The following is a 21,758-nucleotide window of genomic DNA, read 5'->3' as shown; positions in this document are numbered from 1 at the left end:
TAGCCTGGCGCGGTGACTTTGACGGACGACCAGCGGGACGGGCTCAATCGCGCCCTGAACGAAGCGACGTGGCTCGGACTGACCGTGGACGCCGACGCGGGTCGTGTGACGACGACCTTCGACGTGCTCACTCTCCCAGAAGTCGGCCCGTCACCGGAGCACGCGCTCGCCACCTTGGTCCTCGACGGTGTCAGCCGTGTCGCGGCGTCGCTTCGCAACGGTATGTGGTACGACCGCACCGCGTCTGTCGAAACGCTGCAGCTGGCGCAACTGCCTGAAACGGTCGACCGTGTCAGCGGGCATCCCATCTACGGCTGCGAGTTCGTCGACCCGCCCGAACGGAGCTGGGCGTCCTGGCGCGATCGGCTCAGTCTCGACGTGAACCTGGCCGAGCCGCCGGGCCGCCACGTCCTCGACCTGTTCCAGGAAGCGGGCAGGATTCTGCAGCATCTCGACCTGCGCATCTGGTTCGACTCGCTGCGCGTCACCGACCCCGACGGCGGCGAGATTCCGTTGCAGGACTTCATCGACGGCGGGGTGCGCTGGTGGGACGCCCTGTTCGCGCGCGACCCGCGTACGCAGGGCCGGGGCATCGTCGCGTAGTCAGCGAGTCGGCGTGCTGAGTTGGTAGTCGCCGACGTCGGGGTTCCAGTTCAGGTCGATGACTCCGCTCGTCGCGGCGGCCTGACAGAACTGGAGGAAGCTGCGGTAGCCGAGCTTCTTCTCGCTGAACTCCGGGCGTACGCGCCGCAGCTGGTTCTTCAGCCCGGACAGGGCCACTGCGCCACCGCTGCGGGACAGTTCGGCGACGACCGTCCGGAGCAGGCCGAACGCTTCTTCGCGGTCGCCGTGCTCGGGCAGCGACACCTCCGGGTCGCCCTTCGCCGGCCCGTCGGTCAGCTCGATGATGTCGTGCTGGGCCAGGAATCGCAGCAGTTCGCCGAACGCCCGGAAGCCGTAGTCGGCCTCGTTGAAGGTCGGATCCTTGCGGAGCAGCGTGCGCTTGAGCGTGGAGGCGGTGACCGAGCCGCCGCTGCTGCGCTGCAGACCCGCGACGGTCTGGGCGACCTGCACCGACAGGGAGTCGATGTCCCGGGTGGCGGGTTCCGGCTCGGCGGGCTCCGGCTCGACCGGTTCCACTGGTTGCGCGGGCTTGGGCGGTTCGGCGGCCTTCGCCGGTTGCGGCGCCGGGCGGGTCGGCACCTCCACGCCTTCGAGCCGGTCGTAGAACAGGAACTCGTCGCAGGCCGGGGGCAGCAGCGCCGAGGTGGTCTTCTCGACGCCGACACCGATCACACGTTTGTTGAGTTCGCGCAGTTTGTGCACGAGCGGGGTGAAGTCGCTGTCGCCGGTGCAGAACACGAACGTCGAGATGTAGTCCCGTTCGAAGGCCAGCTCCATCGCGTCGACGGCCATCTTGATGTCGGCCGAGTTCTTGCGGGAGGCGCCCATGCGCTGCGGGATGTCGATCAGCTCGACGTGCTGCCGGGTCAGCCGCCGCCGGTCCTCGTCGAAGTAGGACCAGTCCGCGTACGCCCGGCGCACGACGACGCGCCCTCGCTCGGCCAGCGCGTCGGCGACCGGTTTGAGGTCGAAGGCCATGCCGCCGAGATGGTCGCGGGCGCCGATCGCCAGGTTCTCGTAATCGAGGAACAGCGCGATGCGCTCTTCTTGATCCACATCAGCTCCAGAAGAATCGCCGGCCAGAAACCCTTTGTACCAGGTCGAGCCGGGCAACCCACGGAACCGTCAGTAACCGATCGCCGTGGCGGCCACGCCGCGAAGGTATGCCGCGACGTCGGCGGGCAGGTACAGCGCGGGAAGGTCGCGCGGCGACTGCCCGAGCAGAATCCCGAACAGGGTGGCGGCGTCGAGGTAGACGGCGTTGTCGTTGGGGTGCTTGCCGTCGGGGACGATCAGGTAGGACGGACCTTCGGCGGCGATGATCTTCTCGAATTCGTCGCCGATCGGGGCGAGCAGATTCGGCGTGGCCAGGGCGGCGGACAGCGCGGCGTAGTTCGCATCGATCGCGGCCTTCGCCGCGGTCCGGGAGCGGAACGGCGACGGGTTGGTCAGCGCCCAGTTCTTGAACAGGACCACCCGGCCGCCCGGTTTCAGCGCCCGCTGGAACGTCGGCGCGTACAGCTTGAGCAGGGTGTCTCGGGCGGCCGGCAGGTTGGTGGCGACCAGTGTGCTCAATTCCTGGAGCACGATGAAGTCGTACTGCCTCGTGCCGTCGAGCGCGGTCGCGGCCAGACCGTCGTTCCAGGTGTGCCGCAGGCTGTAGCCGAAGTGGATGACCTTGGTGATGTTCACCGACCGGCCCGCGCTGGTCGCGAAGTGGCGCATCAGTTCGGGGGTGTCCTCGCCGGTGGCCCTGGTCGCGGTGCCGATCAGGCTGTTGCCGACGAACAGCACGTCGATCGTCTGGTCGGCGGCCGCCGCCTCGTCCTCCGAGACCGTGAACCGGACCGAGAACTCGGCGCCGATCGGCGTACCCGTCGCGTCCTCGCCGCTGTACGCCTGGACGGTCACCGTGTAGACATCGGGCGTGGCCAGCAGCGGGCAGTCCACATAGTCTCCGCACAGGAAGAACGGGGCCTGCGACTCGATCCGCGCGTAGCTGGTGCCTTTGGACCCCAGCATCGTGAAGGCGACACTGCCGGGCTTCTGACCGGCGGCGATGACGGCCTGCAGGCTGACGCGGTGGTGGGCCAGGCGACGCAGGTCGATGTCGGCACCGCCGATCAGCGGGCTCAGGCCCAGGATCGGCTTGCGGCTCACGTCGTTGACGAACAGCACGCCGCTGACGACGTGGCTCTCATCGTCGCTGCTCGCGGCGACGCGCGGCGCGAGCCAGAGAAAGACGGCGGCGAACGCCACTGCGACGACGGCGCGCGAACGGCGAGAGTAGGCCATTTCCGCGGTGATCCCCCGATCAAGAAATGCGAAGTGTTCGCCCAGGGTGAGGACCACGACGTGCGCTGTCAATCAGCTTGTCCGCGGATCGTCCGAATCGCCGTATGGTCGGTCCGTTCATCGGACCTACCATCAGGTCATGCGACGGGGATGGATGTCGATCTCGATAGCGGTGCTGACATTGACTGGCCTGACGGGCTGCAGCCCGGCGGTCGACGGCGTCGGGGGCGTACGCCTCGACGGCACGGGACGGCTCGTAGCGGTGCTGAGCTGGTGTGCGGCGTTCGGCGTACCGCGGACGATCATTCTGTATCCGGCCAAGTCCGGCGGTGGTGTCGGCGATCCACTGCTTCGGCTGGAGCGCACCGGTGACGCCCCCGAGGGGGACTTCCTGGAGGTGACGCTCGCCGAGCCGGGTTCGCAGTGGAAGTCCGAGGGCACGATCCCGGCCGCGTTGACAGACGGCAGCGACGACGGCGGCTACGAGGTACGCGCCTGGGACGAGTCCGGCGAGCATCGCGTACGCAGCTTCCCGTTCACCCTGGCCGAGGTGCGGGCGGCCGACCCGGCCCGGCCGATCCTGACCAAGACGTATCAGGGCGACGATCGCTATGCGAGCAGTCTGCTGAGCGCCGAGGAGTTTCAGGACGCGGCCGGGCAGGAGTGCGATTAGGACTTGGCCTTGCGGGGCGCCAGCGTGTAGCTGAACGAGATGAGGAAGTCGACGATCACGACGACACCCCACCCGCCCATCGGCCCCCACATCGGCAGCACCCGCTCGACGTCGCCGACGAGCAGGGTGAACAGCCCCATGACGGCGACGGCGATCGCGTACGCCAGCAGGTGGCGCAGCCACTGCCGGCGTTCGTAGGCGGCGTGCGCCGGGCCGTGCTTCGGCGGGCGTACGGGAGCCGGCCCGCCCGCGAACCGGTGGGCGAACCGCTGGTCGGCCCAGCGCACCAGCTGGCCGCCGAAGGCGACCGACACCCCGATGTAGATGGCCGCCAGCCCGTGCGCGACGGTGGCGGTGCCCCCGCCCCGCAGGTCGATGACCGACGCCGCCAGCAGCACGAGGTCCACCAGCGGTACGCAGATCAGCAGCACTGTGCTGAGCGTCTTGGCCTTGAGCAGATAGCGCGCGGCGAGCCCGGCCAGCAGCAGGACCCAGAAGCCGACCTCGCACGCGATGATCAGCGGAATCACGGCACCCTCCCCCGTTTTTTAACACGACCGTGTCATAATAGCTCAGTGCCCAAAATCGTGGATCACGAGCAGCGCCGCCGGGAGCTGGCCGCCGCCGTCTGGCAGGTGATCGCCGAGCACGGCGTCGACGAGGTGTCGATCCGGACCGTGGCCGCCGCCGCGGGCTGGTCGACCGGCGCCCTGCGCCACTACTTCGCGACCCGAGGCGAGTTGCTGGCCTTCGCCTGCGAGCAGGTCATCGACCAGGTGACCGAGCGCATCCGGGCACTGCCGCCGCCCACCGACCCGGTACGCGCGGTGCGGGCGATCCTGCTGGAGACGATGCCGGTCGACGAACGGCGGCGTACGGAGGCTTCGATCGCCTTCTCGTTCCTGGCGCTGGGCCTCGGCGACCCCGAACTGGCCCGGGTACAGCGACGGCATTTCACCTCGATGTACGAGCTGTGCGTCCAGATGATCGAAGGGCTCGCCGCGTACCAGGCGCTCGCGCCGACGACGCAGGACGTGTCGACGCTGGCCCGCCGGATGCACGCGGTGGTCGACGGGCTCACCGTGCATGCCCTGGCCGGCCACCTCACCGCCGACGAGATGGTGGCACAGCTCGACGCGTACCTGTCGGAAGTGACTGGGCAGGACGCGGGGTGATCGGCGCGACGTGGCCGGCGGTTGGACAGACCTGGCGCATGCCGTAAATTGGCGCGCGTGAATCGCACCGTCCGCCGTTTCTGGCTGGCTGGAGCCGCGGGCGTCGCGGTCCTGGCACTGCTCGTGGTCGTGCTGGTGAAGCTGGCCGCGCCTACCCCGGGCATCGCGTCCGCCGCGGTCGAGGGCACCTCGACCCCCAGCGGGAGCGAGCCGGTGACGGCCTCGCCCAGCACGAGTCCCGCAGCCACCCCGAACGCGACCAGCAGCGTCAGCCCGACGGCGACGCCGAGCCCCACGAAGGCGACGAGCAGCACGGTGACCAATTTGGACAGCCCGGCCAAGAAGGAGATCGCGATGAAGCTGGTCTCCAGCGCCGAGAACTCCTCGCTGAACTGGAAGGCCCAGTACAAGTACATCGAGGACATTGACGACGGCCGCGGCTACACCGGCGGGATCATCGGCTTCTGCTCGGGCACCCACGACATGCTGGAACTGGTGGAGCTGTACACGAAGCGCAAGCCCGGCAACGTGCTGGCGAAGTACCTGCCCGCGCTCCGCGCGGTCGACGGCTCGGACTCGCACGCCGGTCTCGATCCCGGCTACCCGGCGGACTGGGCGACCGCGGCCAAGGACAGCGCGTTCCAGCAGGCGCAGAACGACGAACGGGACCGGGTCTACTTCACGCCGGCGGTCCGCCAGGGCAAGGCCGACGGGCTGCGGGCGCTCGGGCAGTTCATCTACTACGACGCCCTCGTCATGCACGGCCCCGGCAGCGACCCGGTGAGCTTCGGGGGCATCCGCGCCGCGGCCATGCGCAAGGCCAAGACACCCGCCCAGGGCGGCGACGAGTACGCGTATCTGACGGCGTTCCTGGACGCCCGGAAGGCGGCGATGCTGACCGAGGCGGCTCACGAGAACACCGACCGGGTCGACACCGAGCAGCGCGTGTTCCTCAAGGCCCGCAACTTCACCCTGGCCACACCGCTGCGCTGGTCCGTCTACGGCGACTCGTACACGATCAGCTAATACGCTCGCAGCTAATTCGGTTGCGGCGCGCCCGCCCCACCGCCAAGGCTGGGCCCATGACGGAAGAGCGGCAGTTCGGCTGGTCCAACATGTTCGTGGCGCCCGAGGACGATCCGCGTAGCCAGCAGGGCTATCGCGGTGAGCGGGCGGTGCTGGTCGGCTATCTCGACGACTACCGCAAGACGCTGGTGCTCAAGTGCGCCGGCCTGGACGCGGAGCAGCTCGCCCGGCGGTCGGTCGAACCCTCGACGATGTCCCTGCTGGGCTTGATCCGGCATCTGGCGAGCGTCGAGCACTACTGGTTCCGCATCCACATGGACGGCTACGACGGGCCGCGGCTGTACCGGTCCGGCGACGATCGCGACGAGGACTTCAACGGCGCGGTCGGCGATCCCGAGGTCGTCCGGGAGGCGTGGGAGACCTGGCGGGGCGAGGTCGAGTTCGCCGAGCAGTACGTCGCCGCCGCACCGGGCATGGACTTCGCCGGGGCCAAGGGCGACGAGCTGCGCGACATCCTGGTGCACATGATCGAGGAGTACGCCCGCCACATGGGTCACGCCGACCTGCTCCGCGAGCGCATCGACGGCCGGGTCGGACAGTAGTCCCCGGTTCCCCCAAATTGCACGAATACGGACCAAAGGCTAGATCTCGACAGTAGAGTCACGGGCAGCGGAAGGGGCCCGTACGCGTGCAGGTCGAGACGAAGCCGGCGGCTGCCAGCGCGCCGGCGTCGGTGAAGCTGACGTTCTGGACCATGGCCTCGATGGTCGTGGGCTCGATCGTTCACCTTCGCCCTCGACCTCACCAGCGCGCTCACGCTGATCCCGTTCCTGCTGGCGGCGGCGTACGCGCTCAAGGTGATGCCGGGCTGGGACGCCGACCGAAGACGCGGGCCCGGCGGGCAGATCCTGATCGCCGCACTGGCCACTGTGTACACGCTGTTCCTGTTGGCGGTCTCGATCGCGGGTGCGGTGCTGGGCATCGTGGCGCTCGCGGCCGGCTGGATCAGTCTCTAGAGCAGGAGGTCGCGATGACTGAGTCGGGCAAGCCCGCCGCCGCGTACGGTGTGCACTCCGAAGCCGGCAAGCTGCGCAAGGTGCTGGTCTGCCGGCCGGGTCTGGCCCATCGGCGGCTGACCCCGACCAACAGCGACGATCTGCTGTTCGACGACGTCATGTGGGTGGAGAACGCGCAGCGGGATCACCTCGACTTCGTCAACAAGATGGTCGCGCGCGGCATCGACGTCGTGGAGCTGCACGACCTGCTCGCCGAGACGATGGCGATCGGGGACGCCAGGACCTGGCTGCTGGACCGGAAGATCACCCCTGACGAGGTGGGCCTCGGGCTGGTCGAGCCGACGCGGGCGTACCTGGACAGCCTGGATCCGGCGAAGCTGTCCGAGCACCTGATCGGCGGGCTGGCCGCCGCCGATCTGCCGGACGCGTTCCGCTCCCCCTACCTGGCCCTGGTCCGCGAGTCGGCCGGCATCCACGAGTACCTCATGCCGCCGCTGCCCAACACTCTCTACACGCGCGACACGACGTGCTGGCTCTACGGCGGTCTGACCATGAACCCGCTGTACTGGCCGGCCCGCCACGACGAGACCATGCTCATGAAGGCCATCTACTCCTTCCACCCCGACTACGTCGGATCGAAGGTCTGGTGGGGCGATCCCGAGCAGTCCTGGGCGCAGGCCACCTTCGAGGGCGGCGACATCATGCCGGTCGGCAACGGCGTCGTGCTCATGGGCATGAGCGAGCGCACCTCCCGCCAGGCGATCACTCAGGTCGCAGCGTCGCTGTTCGAGAACGGCGCGGCCGACCACGTGGTGGTGGCCGGAATGCCGAAGCTGCGCGCCGCGATGCACCTGGACACGGTGTTCACCTTCGCCGACCGGGACGTGGTCACCCTCTACCGCAAGATCGTGGAGTCCATCCACACGTTCTCGCTGCGGCCCACGGACAAGACGCCGCGCGTCAAGGTCGTCGACCACGGCGATCGGCCGTTCGTCGAGGTCGTGGCCGAGTCGCTCGGCCTGCCCAAGCTCCGCGTCATCGAGACGGGCGGCGACGTGTACGCCTCGGAGCGCCAGCAGTGGGACAGCGGCAACAACGCCGTCGCGCTGGAACCCGGGGTGGTGGTCACCTACGACCGCAACACGCAGACGAACACGCTCCTGCGGAAGGCCGGCATCGAGGTCATCACCATCGTCGGCGCGGAACTGGGCCGGGGCCGCGGCGGCGGCCACTGCATGACCTGCCCGATCGTCCGCGACCCCGTGGAGTTCTGAAGACCCGGCTATTCTCGCCGGATGCCCAGCAGACCGCAGGCCGTGCTGTTCGACTCCGGCGGCGTCCTGATGCAGCCCAAGGGCGGCCGATGGAACCCGCGCGCCGACTTCGAGGACATCCTGCGCGAACACTTCCCCGCGCTCAGCGACGAGGACCTGGCCGGAGCGATCGCGGCCGGCGACGTGTTCATGGCGGCGGCCGCCGATGCCGCCACGCCCGACTACGACGACTTCCACCGGGCCATCCTGAGCCACCTCGGCATCACCGGAACCCCGGAACTGCTGGCCGATCTGCGACGGCCGGTGCCCCCGGAGTCCATCCTGGAAGTCTTCCCCGAAGTGCTGCCGACTCTGCGTACGCTGCGTGAACGCGGAGTCCGGATGGCGGTCGTCTCCGACGCCTGGCCGGAACTGCCCGAGCTACATCAGGCGCTGGGACTGGGCGGTTTCTTCGAGGCGTACGCCATCTCGGCGCTGGTCGGCTGCCACAAGCCCGATCCCCGGATGTACCGGCACGCCAGCGACGCCCTCGGCTTGGCGCCCGGACAGTGCCTGTTCGTCGACGACGCGCCCGACCTGGTCGAGGCGGCGCTCGCCCTGGGTTACCAGGGCCGGGCCGTGCTGCGTACGCCGCCGGAGCGGCCGTGCCCGGTCGACTGGGTCACGGGGATCGATCAGCTCCTGCCGCTGGTCCAGCCGGCGGCTTAGCGGCGACCGACGCCGGGACGCTCAGCGACCGGTTCCACCGCAGGGACAGCACCACCGCGGCGACGGCGAGCAGCGTACCGAGCAGGACGAACCACACGCTGATCTCGACTTTCTTCAGCTGCCCGACGAAGTTGCTCGGCAGGTCGGTCAGGACGTCCTGCAACTGCTCGGCGTCCTCGGCCCGGAAGTACTCGCCGCCGGTGATCTCGGCGACCTTCTCCAGGGTGTCCTCGTCGATCTGCTGAACGCGGCCGCCGCCGAACCCGCCCCCGAAACCGCCGCCGAACCGGCCGCCGTCGCTGCCGAAGGCGGAGCCGTCGCTGATCTGGTCGGCCGTGCACACCATCGGCGCGGGCTGGGTCGTGCCGAAGCCGATCGTGTAGACCCGCAGTCCGCGCGCGGACGCCTGCTCGGCGGCGGTCACCGGTTCGACGCCCTGGGTGTTGGCTCCGTCGGTCAGCACGACGATGGTGTCGGCCTGGTATTCGGCCGGGGCGCCGGAGGGCGCGGGCGAGGCCTCCTCGGTGGCGGTCACCCCGGTCGGCGGCACGGCCGGATTGGTCTCGGCGATCGCGTCGATCGATGTCAGGATCGCCTGCCCGATCGCGGTGCCCCGGCCGGTACGCAGCCCGTCGATCGCTTTCAGCAGCTTGTCCTGATCGGTCGTCGGCTCGACCAGCATGGCGGCGATGCCGGAGAAGGTGACCAGGCCGATCTTCGTCTCGCCGCCCTCGGCCTTGATGAACTCGCGGGCGGCCGCCTGCGCGGCGGTGATCCGGTTCGGCTGCACGTCGGTGGAGCACATCGACCGGGAGACGTCGATCGCGAGCAGGATCGACGTGGCGTTGGCCGGTACGCGTACCGAGGCTTGCGGGCGCGCCGCCCCGATGGCCAGGAACACCAGTGCCGCCGAGAACAGGATCACCGGGATGCGCCGCCGCCACGACGTGCGCCCGGGCACGGCCGCCCGGATCAACGCGAGGCTGGAGACGCGTACCGCGTAGCGGCGTCGCCGCCGGTTGGCCCACCAGCGGGCCGCCAGCAGCAGCGGGACGACGAGGAGGGCGGCCAGCGCCCACGGCCAGCTGAGCGACATCAGACGATCCTTCCGTGCCAGCTGATCATCAACAGGCCGCCCGCGGTGAGCAGGACCAGTGCTGCGACGGCCAGGACGCCGGTCAGTTCGACGGTCTCCGGGCGGGTGGTGATGCGCAGGTCGATGGAGCGGTGGATCTGGTTGATCTGGTCGGCGTCGGAGGCGGGGTGGTACGAGCCGCCGGTGGTCGCGGCGAGGTCGGTCAGCACGTCCTCCCGCAGCGCGGTCGCGACCTGGTAGCCGTCCGCCTTGACGGTGGTGCCCTGCGCGGTGCCGATGCCGACGGTCTCGATGCGTACGCCCGCCGTGGCGGCCAGGTCGGCCGCGGTCTGCACGCCGCCGCTGCCGCCGCCGCCGCCGCCGCCGGCTCCGCCCCCGCCGCCGCCACCCCCGCCCGAGGTGTCCTCACCGTCGGAGAACAGGACGATCGTCGCCGACCCCCAGTAGCCGAGGTCCGGGGCCTGGCCGTCGGCGGGCAGGGCGACCGGCTTACCCACGATCGCCGTCAGCGCGACGAGGATGGCCTGCCGCAACGAGGTGCCACCGGCGGCCGAGGCCCGGTCGATGGCCGACAGCACCGCGTCGTGGTCGGCCGTCGGGGCCTGGGTGGCCAGCCCGTCCTGGCCGAACACGACGACACCCATGTCCACGGTGCTCGGTTGGGCGGCGACGAACCCGGCCGCGGCGGTCTTGGCGGCCGACAGCCGGTTCGGTTTCACGTCGTCGGCGGTCATGCTCTGCGACACGTCGAGGACCAGGATGACCGTGCCGGACACGCGCGGCACGTTGACCTCGGCCGCCGGCCGGGCCAGGGCCAACAACAGCAACGGCAACGCCGCCAGGAACAGCGCGTACGGCAGATGACGCCGGCGACCGGCCGGGCCGGAGAAGGCCGCCAGGTCGAGTCCGGCCGCCCGCAGCGCGGCGGACCGGCGGCGCAGCAGCACCACGTACGCGGTGATCGCGGCCGCCGCGAGCAGCACCGCGACCACCGCGAGAAGCGGGTACATCACCGTCATGGGCGTCTCCGATGCGAGTCCTGAACCATCTCCACCAGCGCCCGCAGCAGGTCGGCGTCGGTCGTGATCCGATGGGCGGTGACCCGGGCCTGCCGCATCGCCTCGGTCAGCGCCGACTCGCGCGCGTCCACCTCGGCGGCCAGCCGCCGGCGCAGCAGCGGATCGCTGGTGTCGACGAGGATCTGCTCGCCCGTCTCGGCGTCCTCGACCACGACCAGGCCCACGTCGGGCAGGTCCAGCTCGGCCGGGTCGACCAGGCGCACCACGACCACTTCGTGCCGGTACGCCAGTTGGCCGAGCGCTCGCTCCCAGCCCGCCTCGCCGATGAAGTCGGACAGTACGAAGACCAGGCTGCGTCGCCGGGCGGCGCCGGCCACGGTACGCAGCATCCCCGCCAGGTCGGTCGTGGTGCCCCGGGCCGGGCCGGCGTCGGTCCGAGCCAGTTCATGGGCGATGCGCAGCGCCTGCGTACGCCCGGTCTTGGGGTGGATGACGTGCTGGAAGTGGTTGTCGTAGAACACCGCGCCCACCCGGTTGCCGTTCTGCGACAGCAGCCGGGCCAGGCAGATCGCGAGGTCGCCGAGGACCGCGTCCTTGCCGGGGCCGACCCCGCCGCGCATCGAGGCGGACCGGTCCAGGACCAGCCAGGCGGTGAGGTCGCGTTCCTCGGTGTACTGCCGGACGAACGTCTCGTCCATCCGGGCCGTGACGTTCCAGTCGATGTGCCGGACGTCGTCCTCGGGCGTGTAGGTCCGCAGGTCGGTGAAGTCGATCCCGGCGCCGTGCCAGACCGTGCGATTGGCGCCCTGCAGCCGCCCGTCGAGCTTGCGGACCACCTGCCATTCCAGGCGTCGCAGCAACCGGTCGGAGGCCAGGCTCATGGCTACCGGGCCTGCATCGCGATGTCGGGCACCGGCAGCGCCAGCAGCACCTCGGTGAGGATCGCGTCGGCGCTCACCTCGTCGGCCAGCGCCTCGTAGGACAGCACCAGCCGGTGGCGCAGGATGTCCAGGGCCAGGTCGGTGAGGTCCTGCGGCACGGCGTAGTCGCGACCGCGCAGGAACGCCAGCGCGCGAGCGGCCAGCACCAGGTTGATCGAGGCACGCGGGCTCGCCCCGTAGGTCACGTAGCGGCTCAGCTTGTCGAGCCCGACCAGCGCGGGCGTACGCGTCGCGGTGGTCAGGCGCACCGCGTACTCGATCAGGGCCGGGTCGACGTAGACCTGGTCGACCTGCTGCTGCAACGCCACCAGCCGAGCCGGGTCGATGATCGCCTGGATCGCGGCCGCGGCCTTGAGCGCACGCTCGACGACGACGAACTCCTCGGTCGCGCTCGGATAGCCGACCAGCACCTTCATCATGAACCGGTCGACCTGCGCCTCCGGCAGCGGATAGGTGCCGTCGGACTCGATCGGGTTCTGCGTCGCCATGACCAGGAACGGCTCGGGCACACGATGCGTCTCACGCCCGATGGTGACCTGGCGTTCCTGCATGACCTCCAGCAACGCGCTCTGCACCTTCGCCGGCGCCCGGTTGATCTCGTCGGCGAGCAGCAGGTTGGTGAAGACCGGGCCGAGCGACACCTGGAACTCGCCGCTGTGCTGGTGGTAGATCCGCGTGCCGACGATGTCGGCCGGGACCAGGTCCGGGGTGAACTGGACGCGGTGGAACTGGCCGCCGATCGCCTCGGCCAGCGACTTGACCGCCAGGGTCTTCGCCAACCCGGGCACGCCCTCGACCAGGATGTGCCCGCGGGCCAGCAGCGCGACCACGAGCCGCTCCAGCAGGACGTCCTGACCCACGATGGTCTTCTTGACCTCGTAGAAGACCTGTTCGACCAGGGTCGAGCCGGGCGCTGCGGAACCGTTGGGCTGCAAAGCTTCCTCCTGCCGTGGAACTGCTAGATCTGGGGTGGCCGCTCGCCGCCGGCGCCGACGGCGGTGCCGATCGGCACCGCGAAGCCGATGCCGATGAAGGTGCCGTCCTTGGTCGGGTTGGCCAGCGCGACGACCACGCCGACGACCTGCCCGGCCGCGTTGAGCAGCGGGCCGCCGGAGCTGCCGGGGTTGACCGCCGCGTCGAACTGGATGAGCCCCTTCAGGTCGGCCTTGCCCGCGCGGGTCAGCGACCGGTTCAGCCCCGAGACCACGCCGGTGGTGGTGCTCAGGGTCAGCCCGAGCGGGTTGCCGATGGCGATGACGTCGTCCCCGACCGCCGCACCGCCGCCGAGCACCGCCGGCACCACCACCGACGGCAGCTGGTCCGGCAGGAGCACGGCGATGTCGGTGGCGGCGTCGGACGCGGCGACCTGCGCTTTCGCCTGGGTGCCGTCGGCGAAGACGACCTGGATGGTGGTCGCGCCGTCGACCACGTGCAGCGCGGTCAGGATGTTGCCGTCGGCGTTCACGATGACGCCGGTGCCCGAGGCGCTCTCCGTCTTGGAGACCGAGGTGATCGAGACGACCGACGGCGCCAGCGCCGTGTAGACCTCACTGACCGTCGGCGGAGCGGTCGCGCTCGGTGACGCCGACGGCCGGGCCACCGGCGTCTCGTCCCGGTCGCCCGCTCCCCACCGGTACGCGAACACGGCGGTTCCCACCAGCGCAACGACCAGGATCGCAGCCGGCAGCGCTCTTCCGAGTCGCCCTCGCATCCTTCGAGACTAGATCGGCGACCTCAAAGCCCGGTAGGAGGCAGCTTTGCCAATTACAACGGCGATTTACGGGCGATGATCATTCCACGGGGGATGTTCTCCCCTGCCTGCGTCTTGCGGCGCACCGTGACGTGCACGTCGAAACCGTTGCGCTCCAACGCTTCGGTCATCACCTCCGGCGACCGGAAGTAGTAGTTCAACGCGAAGGTGAGGCCGAACGCCTCGGTCCGCAGCACGTGTTCGTCGCGATCCATGAAAAACAACAGCAGCTCACCGCCGGGCCGCAGCACCCGGTGGAACTCGGCGAGCACGACGGGCAACGCCTCGTCGGGAATGTGGATGATCGAGTACTGGGCCGACAGGCCGGCCAGCGCCCCGTCCGCGATCGGCAGCGCCGTCATCGACGCCTCGGTGAACGACACCTCCGGAAAGCGCTCGCGCGCCAAGGCGAGCATCCCGGGCGACAGATCCACCCCGAACACCTCGAGCCCGAGTTTACGCAGGTCCGCCGTCCCTGTGCCGGTGCCGCAGCCGACGTCGGCGACCGGCCCGGACCCGGCGGACCGGACGAGATCGGCGAAGGCGCCCAGTAGCGCTCGTTCGACCGGGATGCCGTCGAGCCCCTCGTGGAACTGCTCGGCGTACGCCGGGGCCATGGTGTCGTAGGCAGCGCGGGTGCTCTCCAGAAACGTCACCCGGTGAGCCTAGTGATCTGGTCCGACACCATGATGTCCGGATGATCTCCGCAATCGTCGTACGCCCCGCCGGCCTCGCCGACACGGACGATGTCCGCGCGGTCGGCCTCGCCGCGTGGCCGCCCACCTACACGCCGCTGACCGGCCCCGACTACGTGCGGTGGGCGCTGGCCAACTGGTGGTCGGTCGAGGCCACCGCTCGCGGCATCGCGGCCGGCAACGTCCTGGCCGCCGAGATCGACGACCGGATCGTCGGCATGGCCGGTCTGGGCGAGAAGGACGGCGTACCGGTGTTGTGGAAGCTGTACGTGCTGCCCGAGACGCAGCGCTCCGGTGTGGGCTCGGCCCTCATGGCGGCGGTGTTCGAGCGACTGCGCGGCCAGGGAGCGGATCGGCTGCGCCTGGAATACCTGGACGGCAACGACCGGGCGGCGGCGTTCTACCGCGCACACGGGTTCCGGGAGATCGGCCGCACCACCGATCCCGACCACCCCGACCTGCCCCAGGACGTGTGGATGGAGGTCGCCCTCTAACGTCTGCGGCGAGCTGCTGATCGCGTCCGATCAGCGCTGGAAGGACCAGGAGAGCATCTGGTAGCCGTCATACGGCATCACGCCATGGAACGGCGAGTCGTGCTGGTCGAAGACCATGGGTAGCCAGAGGTGGTCGCTGTCCCACAGGGGGAGGCTGGCCAGGTCATTCACCGGGACCCACTCGAGCGTGCCTTCTTCGTTGCCGTCGTGGGCGGTGCCCCTGAAGGCATCGGCACGGAAGATGAAGCAGAGGACGTTGGCGCGGTCGCGGCCGAACCCGGTCCACAGCACCGTTCCCCGAAGTGTCACGTCAGTGATGCTCAGTCCAGACTCCTCTTGGACCTCCCTGCGCGCACAGGAAAGCACATCCTCATCAGGCTCGACGTGACCTCCGAGGCTGAGGTACTTGCCGAAGTGAACGTCCTGCTCATCCTTGTCGCGGCGCATGAGCAGCACGCGCCTCCGATCGTCTGACAGCACGTACACGGCGGTCTGCAGGACGGGTGCGATCATCGCGGCAGTATCTCATCCCCTCGGTCGACCGGCAGCCGATCATCCTTTATGGATTGATCGATGATCGTGGCACATTTTCGTGACCTTGACCCCCTGGAAGGTGTCGGACGACTGTTCTAACGTTGACTCTGTGAACGGGGTGTTGGCGCAGGTGGAGGCAGGTGTGTCCGAGCTGGCAGCCGGTCCCCTGTGGACACTTTCGGACGCCGAGATCACCGACGAGGTCCGCCGGGTTCACGTGACGATTCAAGCCCTGTCGGGCCGGTTCCTGACGTTGATCGGCGCGGCCGACAGCCGGGACATCCCGCACAACGCGGGCGCGACCGGCACGGCGAACTGGCTGTCGTATCTGCTGGCGATGCGCTACCGCGACGCGCAGGCGTGGACGAAGCTGGCCGGAATGCTGCCCGCGGTGCCGGTGGTCGAAGCGGCCCTGGCGGACGGACGCGTGACCGTCGACCAGGCGCGGGTGATCGCCAAGACCGTGCACGATCTGCCCTCCGGGGTGGGTGAGCTGGGCAAGGCGAAAGCCGCCGAGGTGCTGACCAAGCTCGCCACCGACGACCGGCTGCTGCCGGAGATGCTGGAGAGGCATCAGCGGCAGATCCTGGAGACGGTCGCGCCGGAGATCGCCGAGGACAAGCTTCGCAAGGATCTGGAACGCGCCGAACGCTCCGCCTACGACCGCCGCGACTTCACCCTCATCCCCCACGGCGAAGGCGAATACCGCATCCGCGGCGTGCTCGACGCCGAAGCAGCCGCGATCGTGCGCACGGCGCTGGATCCGCTGTCCGGACCTCGTAAACCCGCACCGACAGCCGCCGCCGCGATCGACGATTGCGGCGATGCAGCCTGCGGTGATGCAAGCCGCGGCAGGCGTGCCGGCGCTGGCGGCATGGACGCTGATAGGGAATGCATTCACGCGGGACGCGGTGCGGATGCGGTAGACGGCGATCGCGCTGAGGTTCGGGCGTTGCCGGGTGAGCCGGACCTGCGCTCGGCCGGCGCCCGCCGCGCCGACGCCCTCGTCGAGGTGTGCCAGCGGATCATGAACGCCGGCGAGCTTCCCGACAACGGCGGCGAGAAGCCGCACCTGACGATCACTCTGCCCTGGGACGCCCTCCGAGCCAAGGTCGGCGCGGGCTTGCTCGACACCGGCGACTTGGTCACCCTGGAGACCGTGCGACGTCTGGCCTGCGACGCGATGATCATCCCTGCGGTGCTCGGTGGCGATGGCCAAGTACTCGACGTCGGCCGCGCCCGGCGGCTGATCGACCGGCCGTTGCGCCGCGCGCTGGTGTTGCGGGACAAGGGATGCGCGTTCCCCGGCTGCGAACGGCCGCCCCAGTGGTGCCACGGACATCACATCCGATCATGGGCAGACGGCGGAGGCACCTGCCTCGCCAACAGCGTCCTGCTATGTGGCTTTCACCATCGCGAGATCCACCACGGGCACTGGGAAGTCCGCATCAGACCAGACGGCTTCCCCGAATTCCTCCCGCCGGCCTTCGTCGACCCGCTCCGTAGAGCAGTCCGCAACACCCTCCACCGGCGATGCTGATTGGCAGTGCAGGATGCGCCCCGCCGAGTCGCTCCTCGCTTCCGCCTGCTCTCCCCGGTGCCCCGCAATGGAGCAGCGGAATCGGTGGCATCAGGGGAGCCGGATCGTCAGGACGCCGGCGAGGTCGATGTCGTCGGAGCGGCCGCCGAAGCCGGACTCGGAGACGAGCCGCGCGCCCAGCACGGTGCTCCAGAAGGTGCGTGTCTCGGCTTCCGGGGTGCGGTCGACCACCCAGCCGCGCCGGGACAGTACGCCGGTGAGATAGCGCTCGGCCTGCCGGAACAGGATCGCCAAGTTGTGCTGGGCTACGGCGCGCAGTTCCGGGCGGCGGCCGGCGATCGACATCGCCTGCACTGCGAGCGGCACCGTGGGCAGCGCCAACGCCGCCCTGGCCAGGACGATGCGAAAGGACTCCGGCGTGCGTTGGCGGCGGCCGAGCGGCTCCAGCCGGGCCGCGTCCCGCAGCAGCAGGAGGAAGGCGGCGTGGACGAACAGGCCGTCTTTGGAGGTGAAGTAGTAGGTGATCTGGTTCGGGTGGGCGCCGGCCGCTGCCGCGATCTCCGCCACGCTCACCGCGTCGCCGCCACGGGCGGCGAACAGGTCGGCGGCCCGTTCCAAGATCTGCGCCCGCGTACGCCGGCCTCGGGCTCGGGGCGGTTCGGTGACCTCGGGCGGCCGGTTCGCGGTGGACATGCGATAGTTGTATGCGATACAACTATCGCGACGCAACCCAACCCGTTCGGGAGGCCACCACCATGAACGCGCAGGACGTCGTCGTCACCGGGCTCGGCGCCACCACTCCACTGGCCGGTGACGTGGCCGGGCTCTGGGCCGGCCTGCTCGCCGGCGACTCCGGCGTACGCCGCATCGACGACCTGCTCGAAGGCGTGCCGTTCGGCGACGAGATGCCGACCCGCATCGCCGCGCCGATGGCGGTCTCCCCCGACGGCGTCCTGCCCCGGGTGCAGGCCCGCCGGATGGACCGGTGTCAGCAGGCCGCCCTGGTCGCGTCCCAGCAGGCCTGGGAGGACGCCGGCCGGCCCGAGGTCGACCCGGTACGCCTCGCCGTCGTGATCGGCACCGGCATCGGCGGCGTCGGCACCCTCCTCGGCATGGACGACCTGCTGGAGGAGAAGGGGCCCGGCCGGATCTCACCGTTGACGGTGCCGATGCTGATGCCCAACGGCCCGGCCGCCTGGGTGAGCCTGGAGTACGGCGCCCGCGCGGGCGTCTACACGACCGTGTCCGCCTGCGCCTCCGGAGCCGAGGCGCTCGCCTTGGGCGCCCGGTTGATCCGCGAGGATGAGGCCGACGTCGTGATCGCCGGCGGCGCCGAGGCGGCCATCAACCCGTTGACCATCGCCGGGTTCGCCCAAGCGCGTACCCTCTCGAAGCGAAATGACGACCCCGCGCGGGCCTCGCGCCCCTTCGACGTGGACCGGGACGGGTTCGTGCTGGGTGAGGGCGCGGGCGCGATGATTCTGGAGCGGGCCGACTTCGCCGCGGCGCGCGGAGCTCGTGTGCTGGGCCGCCTGGCCGGGTTCGGCATCACCGCGGACGCGCACCACATCACCGGCCCCGACCCGACCGGCGCGGGCCAGATCCGGGCGATCCGCAAGGCCGTGCGCGACGGCGGCCTGGAGCCCTCCGATGTGGATCACGTGAACTGCCACGCCACGTCGACGGTGGTGGGCGACGTTTACGAAGCGGTCGCGATCCGGGCGGCGCTGGGCGACAAGCCCGTGCTCACCGCCCCGAAGTCGAGCCTGGGCCACCTGGTCGGCGCGGCGGGCGCGGTCGAGGCGATCATCACGCTGCTGTCGGTGGCGCACGGCGTCATTCCGGCGACGCTCAACCTGACGGAGAAGGCGGCCGACGTCCCCCTGGACGTCGTGACCGGATCACCGCGCGAGATGACCGTCGGCGCGGCGATCTGCAACTCGTTCGGCTTCGGCGGCCAGAACGTGTCGCTCCTGTTCACCCCGGCGTGACGGATCACCGACACCACCTCACGGGCCGCCGGCGCGGCGGGACGGCTGCTCAGTTCGGGGTGACCGTCTGCAACAGCCCGTGCACGAAGCGGTAGCCGGCATCGCCGGTCTCCACCAGCCAGTGCGCGGCCGTCTGCGGATCGACCTGGCGCGCGTCCGGGTGAGCGGCGAGGACGTCGCCGATGACGCTGCGCCACGGTTCGATCGGCGGCGGCTCGGGCGGGCCGGTACGCACGAGCTGACCGCGGAGCACGAAACCCTCGTGACCGGTGATCGCCTCCCACGACAGGTCCGGCCACAGCCCGCCGAAATGCCACAGGTGTGCCGTGACCTCGGCGTCGCCGACGCTGATCAGCCGCGCGGCGTCGGACGGGCCGAGCACCGCCCGCAACAGCTGGAGCCCCTGCGGAGCCGTACGCGAGCGCAGCATCCGCTGCCATCGGGTGTGCGCGTCCAGGTACTCCCGCCGGGTCGCACCCAACCGCGGATAGGCCTCCTCGACCAGGTCAGGCCGCAGATCCGCCATCCGGCGCAGCAGCATCAACTGGAACTCGCGGCGTGCGTACCCGATCACAACGAGCAGCCTATGAGCACCTTGCCCGCATTCACTAGCATGCTCCCCATGTCACGGACACTCCGCGCGGTAGCCGCGCTGTCTTTGCTCGCGATCGTCGTCAGTGGATGCTCGAAGAAGGACGACCCGACGCCGACCCCGTCGGCGAGCACGCTGCCCAACGGCGCGACCCTGCTCACCGAGGCGGCGGTGGCGATGGCGACCGTGAAGACGGCCCACTTCACCCTCAGCGTCGACGGCGACATCGAGAACCTGTCGATCAGCAAGGCCGAGGGCGACCTGACCCGCGAGGGCAACGCCAAGGGCACGGCCACCCTCACCCAGAGCGGGCTGAAGGTCGAGACCGAGTTCGTCATCGTCGGCCAGGACGCGTACCTCAAGGGCCCGACGGGCGGCTTCACCAAGGTGCCGCTGTCGTTCGCCGCCACCGTCTACGACCCGTCGGCGATCCTCGACCCGACCCGGGGCGTGGCCAACCTGCTGAAGGTCGCGAAGAACCCGCAGACCACGGCCCAGGAGGGCAACGCGTACAAGGTGACCTTCGAGCCCGACGCGACCGCGTTGCAGGCCGTCGTCCCGACCAAGGTCACCGGCATCACCGCCGCCGTCTGGATCGACTCGGCCACCAAGCAGGTCACCAAGGGCCAGTTCACGGTGCCGGCCTCGGGCGGCAAGCCGGGCGGCACGATCAACGTCACGTTCTCCAACTACGACGCCCCCGTGACCATCAGTGCCCCCTGAGCTCGTACGCCCCCGGCTGACGCTGGGAGCCGGCGGCCTGGCCGTCCTGCTCGGCGCGCTCGACGCGTACGTGCTGGTCTCGCTGCTGACCGCGGTCGTCACCGATCTCGACATCCCGATCAACCACCTCGAGCGGGCGACCCCGGTCATCACCGGATACCTGCTCGGTTACGTGGCCGGGATGCCGCTGCTCGGCCGGCTGTCCGACCGGTACGGCCGCCGTGTGGTCATCCTGGCCTGCCTGGGGGCGTTCGCCCTCGGGTCGGTCGCGACCGCCTCGGCGACCGGGATCGTCCAGCTCGTCGCCGGCCGGGGCCTGCAGGGCCTGGCCGGCGGCGCCCTGCTGCCGGTGACGATGGCGCTGGCGGCGGACGTCTTCGGCGACCGCCGCCGCGCCGCCGCGCTCGGCTGGGTCGGGGCCGCACAGGAACTGGGTGCGGTGCTCGGACCGCTGTTCGGTGCGGCGGTCGGTGGCTGGCTGGGCTGGCGTGGCATCTTCTGGCTCAACCTGCCGCTGGCGGCGCTGTGCGCGCTGGCGGTCTGGTTCGCCCTGCCCGCCCGCGACAGCGCCCTGCCCAACCATCACGACGCGCTGCCCGCCCGCGACAGCACTCTGTCCGCCCAAGACGACGCGCCCGCCGGAGACCGGACAACGGAGCGGCCGAGGGTCGACGTCGTGGGCGGCGTCCTGCTCGCGATCGCCTTGGGCCTGCTCGTGGCGGGTCTCTACAACCCCGAACCGGAGCACCAGGTGCTCCCGTCGTGGGGCCTGCCCACCCTCGGCGCGGGTGTGCTGGCGTTGATCGGGTTCGCCGTCTGGGAGTCCCGGGCGAACGTGATGCTCGTCGACCTCACGGGCGTGCGGCGTACGCCGTTCTTCGGGTCGCTGCTGGCCAGCCTCTGCGCGGGTGCGGCGCTGCTGGTGACCCTGGTCGACGTGCAATTGGTCGCGCAGACCGTGTTCGGCAAGTCGGCGTGGGACGGCACTCTCCTGCTCACCCGCTTCCTCGTGGCGCTGCCGGTCGGCGCGGTCCTCGGCGGTCTGCTGCTGCGGTTCGCCGGCGAACGGGTGCTGACCGTTCTCGGGCTGCTGCTCAGCGCGGGGGCGTACCTGTTGATCGCGGGGTGGCCGGCCGACGCGCTCACCGCCCGCCACCCGCTCGGTCTGCCCAGGGTGGACACCGACCTCGTACTCGCCGGGCTGAGCCTCGGCCTGGTCATCGCGCCGTTGTCGGCGGTCGTCCTCCGGGTCGTCCCGGCCGCGCAACGAGGTGTCGCCTCGGCCGCGCTCGTGGTCGCGCGGATGATCGGCATGCTCCTCGGCGTCGCCGCCCTGTCCGCGTGGGGATTCCACCGGTTCCGGGAACTCACCGCCACGTTGAACACCCCGCTGCCGTTCGGAGTGTCCGAAGAGGACTTCCAACGGCAGATGACCGCGTACGAGCAGGCCTTGCGGGCGGCCTTGCAGACCGAGTACCGCGAGATCTTCCTCGCGACCGCGGTGATCTGCGTGGTCGGTGCAATCGGCGGCCTGCTGCTCGGCGGCGACAGTTCAGACCGGCGTCGCCTGGAGGTCACCGCAGACCGTTAGA

At 70.1% G+C, this 21,758-nt stretch carries 25 protein-coding genes; 13 read left to right on the top strand and 12 right to left on the bottom strand.

What is annotated here, in order from left to right; all coding sequences use genetic code 11:
• The first annotated feature begins 12 nt into the window (after window positions 1-12).
• Window positions 13-603 carry a hypothetical protein gene (locus AB0M47_RS21935; protein ID WP_363416611.1) on the top strand — a complete coding sequence of 197 codons (591 nt, stop codon included), beginning with the start codon at window positions 13-15 and terminating at the stop codon, window positions 601-603.
• Here the strand turns inward: AB0M47_RS21935 and AB0M47_RS21930 are convergent, their stop codons facing one another.
• Window positions 604-1,680 carry an NYN domain-containing protein gene (locus AB0M47_RS21930; protein WP_363416608.1) on the bottom strand — a complete coding sequence of 359 codons (1,077 nt, stop codon included), beginning with the start codon at window positions 1,678-1,680 and terminating at the stop codon, window positions 604-606.
• Between the two features lie 69 nt (window positions 1,681-1,749).
• A complete protein-coding gene (locus AB0M47_RS21925) occupies window positions 1,750-2,919 on the bottom strand; it encodes a hypothetical protein (protein ID WP_363416605.1) in 1,170 nt (389 codons plus the stop codon).
• A gap of 139 nt (window positions 2,920-3,058) precedes the next feature.
• Here AB0M47_RS21925 and AB0M47_RS21920 point away from each other — a divergent pair, with 139 nt between their 5' ends.
• Window positions 3,059-3,592: a hypothetical protein gene (locus AB0M47_RS21920; protein ID WP_363416603.1), complete on the top strand. Its 534-nt coding sequence runs from the start codon at window positions 3,059-3,061 to the stop codon at window positions 3,590-3,592.
• On the opposite strand, the gene AB0M47_RS21915 is transcribed toward AB0M47_RS21920, so the two are convergent.
• Window positions 3,589-4,122: a hypothetical protein gene (locus tag AB0M47_RS21915; RefSeq protein WP_253762541.1), complete on the bottom strand. Its 534-nt coding sequence runs from the start codon at window positions 4,120-4,122 to the stop codon at window positions 3,589-3,591. The genes AB0M47_RS21920 and AB0M47_RS21915 overlap by 4 nt on opposite strands.
• A gap of 45 nt (window positions 4,123-4,167) precedes the next feature.
• Here AB0M47_RS21915 and AB0M47_RS21910 point away from each other — a divergent pair, with 45 nt between their 5' ends.
• The 6 genes from AB0M47_RS21910 to AB0M47_RS21885 all read left to right on the top strand — a co-directional run bounded on the left by AB0M47_RS21910 (window position 4,168) and on the right by AB0M47_RS21885 (window position 8,791).
• Window positions 4,168-4,767 carry a TetR family transcriptional regulator C-terminal domain-containing protein gene (locus tag AB0M47_RS21910; protein ID WP_363416601.1) on the top strand — a complete coding sequence of 200 codons (600 nt, stop codon included), beginning with the start codon at window positions 4,168-4,170 and terminating at the stop codon, window positions 4,765-4,767.
• A 57-nt stretch (window positions 4,768-4,824) separates the two neighbouring features.
• Window positions 4,825-5,793, top strand: coding sequence for a chitosanase (locus AB0M47_RS21905; protein ID WP_363416598.1), 969 nt, complete (start codon window positions 4,825-4,827; stop codon window positions 5,791-5,793).
• Window positions 5,794-5,849: 56 nt separating this feature from the next.
• Window positions 5,850-6,395: a DinB family protein gene (locus AB0M47_RS21900; RefSeq protein ID WP_363416595.1), complete on the top strand. Its 546-nt coding sequence runs from the start codon at window positions 5,850-5,852 to the stop codon at window positions 6,393-6,395.
• Window positions 6,396-6,653: 258 nt separating this feature from the next.
• On the top strand, window positions 6,654-6,809 hold the full coding sequence (locus AB0M47_RS21895) for a hypothetical protein (RefSeq protein ID WP_363416592.1): 156 nt from the start codon (window positions 6,654-6,656) through the stop codon (window positions 6,807-6,809).
• A 14-nt stretch (window positions 6,810-6,823) separates the two neighbouring features.
• The gene (locus tag AB0M47_RS21890) at window positions 6,824-8,083 is read left to right on the top strand and encodes an arginine deiminase (RefSeq protein WP_363416589.1); all 1,260 of its coding nucleotides are present in this window, start codon (window positions 6,824-6,826) and stop codon (window positions 8,081-8,083) included.
• 21 nt (window positions 8,084-8,104) lie between these two features.
• Window positions 8,105-8,791, top strand: coding sequence for an HAD-IA family hydrolase (locus AB0M47_RS21885; protein WP_363416586.1), 687 nt, complete (start codon window positions 8,105-8,107; stop codon window positions 8,789-8,791).
• Here the strand turns inward: AB0M47_RS21885 and AB0M47_RS21880 are convergent.
• Genes AB0M47_RS21880 through AB0M47_RS21855 form a run of 6 tightly spaced genes read right to left on the bottom strand, consistent with a single transcriptional unit; the run spans window position 8,745 to window position 14,253 of the window.
• Window positions 8,745-9,887, bottom strand: coding sequence for a VWA domain-containing protein (locus tag AB0M47_RS21880; RefSeq protein ID WP_363416583.1), 1,143 nt, complete (start codon window positions 9,885-9,887; stop codon window positions 8,745-8,747). The genes AB0M47_RS21885 and AB0M47_RS21880 overlap by 47 nt on opposite strands.
• Window positions 9,887-10,906 carry a VWA domain-containing protein gene (locus tag AB0M47_RS21875; RefSeq protein ID WP_363416580.1) on the bottom strand — a complete coding sequence of 340 codons (1,020 nt, stop codon included), beginning with the start codon at window positions 10,904-10,906 and terminating at the stop codon, window positions 9,887-9,889. The genes AB0M47_RS21880 and AB0M47_RS21875 overlap by 1 nt, the downstream gene beginning before the upstream one ends.
• On the bottom strand, window positions 10,903-11,787 hold the full coding sequence (locus AB0M47_RS21870) for a DUF58 domain-containing protein (RefSeq protein WP_363416577.1): 885 nt from the start codon (window positions 11,785-11,787) through the stop codon (window positions 10,903-10,905). The genes AB0M47_RS21875 and AB0M47_RS21870 overlap by 4 nt, the downstream gene beginning before the upstream one ends.
• Before the next feature lie 2 nt (window positions 11,788-11,789).
• Entirely contained in the window at window positions 11,790-12,782 is a 993-nt protein-coding gene (locus tag AB0M47_RS21865) for a MoxR family ATPase (RefSeq protein ID WP_253762532.1), read from the bottom strand.
• Between the two features lie 23 nt (window positions 12,783-12,805).
• The gene (locus AB0M47_RS21860) at window positions 12,806-13,558 is read right to left on the bottom strand and encodes a trypsin-like peptidase domain-containing protein (protein WP_363416574.1); all 753 of its coding nucleotides are present in this window, start codon (window positions 13,556-13,558) and stop codon (window positions 12,806-12,808) included.
• A gap of 53 nt (window positions 13,559-13,611) precedes the next feature.
• Window positions 13,612-14,253: a class I SAM-dependent methyltransferase gene (locus AB0M47_RS21855; protein WP_363416571.1), complete on the bottom strand. Its 642-nt coding sequence runs from the start codon at window positions 14,251-14,253 to the stop codon at window positions 13,612-13,614.
• Between the two features lie 41 nt (window positions 14,254-14,294).
• Here AB0M47_RS21855 and AB0M47_RS21850 point away from each other — a divergent pair, with 41 nt between their 5' ends.
• Entirely contained in the window at window positions 14,295-14,786 is a 492-nt protein-coding gene (locus tag AB0M47_RS21850) for a GNAT family N-acetyltransferase (RefSeq protein ID WP_363416568.1), read from the top strand.
• Between the two features lie 30 nt (window positions 14,787-14,816).
• Here the strand turns inward: AB0M47_RS21850 and AB0M47_RS21845 are convergent, their stop codons facing one another.
• A complete protein-coding gene (locus tag AB0M47_RS21845) occupies window positions 14,817-15,299 on the bottom strand; it encodes an 8-oxo-dGTP diphosphatase (protein WP_363416565.1) in 483 nt (160 codons plus the stop codon).
• A 130-nt stretch (window positions 15,300-15,429) separates the two neighbouring features.
• Here AB0M47_RS21845 and AB0M47_RS21840 point away from each other — a divergent pair, with 130 nt between their 5' ends.
• Entirely contained in the window at window positions 15,430-16,860 is a 1,431-nt protein-coding gene (locus tag AB0M47_RS21840; protein WP_363416562.1) for a DUF222 domain-containing protein, read from the top strand.
• Between the two features lie 90 nt (window positions 16,861-16,950).
• On the opposite strand, the gene AB0M47_RS21835 is transcribed toward AB0M47_RS21840, so the two are convergent.
• Entirely contained in the window at window positions 16,951-17,553 is a 603-nt protein-coding gene (locus AB0M47_RS21835; RefSeq protein WP_363416559.1) for a TetR/AcrR family transcriptional regulator C-terminal domain-containing protein, read from the bottom strand.
• Between the two features lie 62 nt (window positions 17,554-17,615).
• Between AB0M47_RS21835 and AB0M47_RS21830 the strand changes: the two genes are divergently transcribed.
• Window positions 17,616-18,851: a beta-ketoacyl-[acyl-carrier-protein] synthase family protein gene (locus AB0M47_RS21830; RefSeq protein ID WP_363416639.1), complete on the top strand. Its 1,236-nt coding sequence runs from the start codon at window positions 17,616-17,618 to the stop codon at window positions 18,849-18,851.
• 49 nt (window positions 18,852-18,900) lie between these two features.
• On the opposite strand, the gene AB0M47_RS21825 is transcribed toward AB0M47_RS21830, so the two are convergent.
• Window positions 18,901-19,425 carry a hypothetical protein gene (locus AB0M47_RS21825; protein ID WP_363416556.1) on the bottom strand — a complete coding sequence of 175 codons (525 nt, stop codon included), beginning with the start codon at window positions 19,423-19,425 and terminating at the stop codon, window positions 18,901-18,903.
• A gap of 48 nt (window positions 19,426-19,473) precedes the next feature.
• Here AB0M47_RS21825 and AB0M47_RS21820 point away from each other — a divergent pair, with 48 nt between their 5' ends.
• On the top strand, window positions 19,474-20,166 hold the full coding sequence (locus AB0M47_RS21820; RefSeq protein WP_363416553.1) for an LppX_LprAFG lipoprotein: 693 nt from the start codon (window positions 19,474-19,476) through the stop codon (window positions 20,164-20,166).
• Window positions 20,156-21,757 (top strand): MFS transporter, encoded by a 1,602-nt coding sequence (locus tag AB0M47_RS21815; RefSeq protein ID WP_363416550.1) that lies wholly within the window; start codon window positions 20,156-20,158, stop codon window positions 21,755-21,757. Before AB0M47_RS21820 ends, AB0M47_RS21815 begins: the two co-directional genes overlap by 11 nt.
• The last annotated feature ends 1 nt before the right edge of the window (window position 21,758 follow it).

It is taken from the genome of Hamadaea sp. NPDC051192 (genome assembly GCF_040682475.1).
Taxonomy (GTDB): Bacteria; Actinomycetota; Actinomycetes; order Mycobacteriales; family Micromonosporaceae; genus Hamadaea; species Hamadaea flava.
Note: the sequence above shows the minus strand (reverse complement) of the source record. Positions and strands in the feature narration are given on the sequence as shown.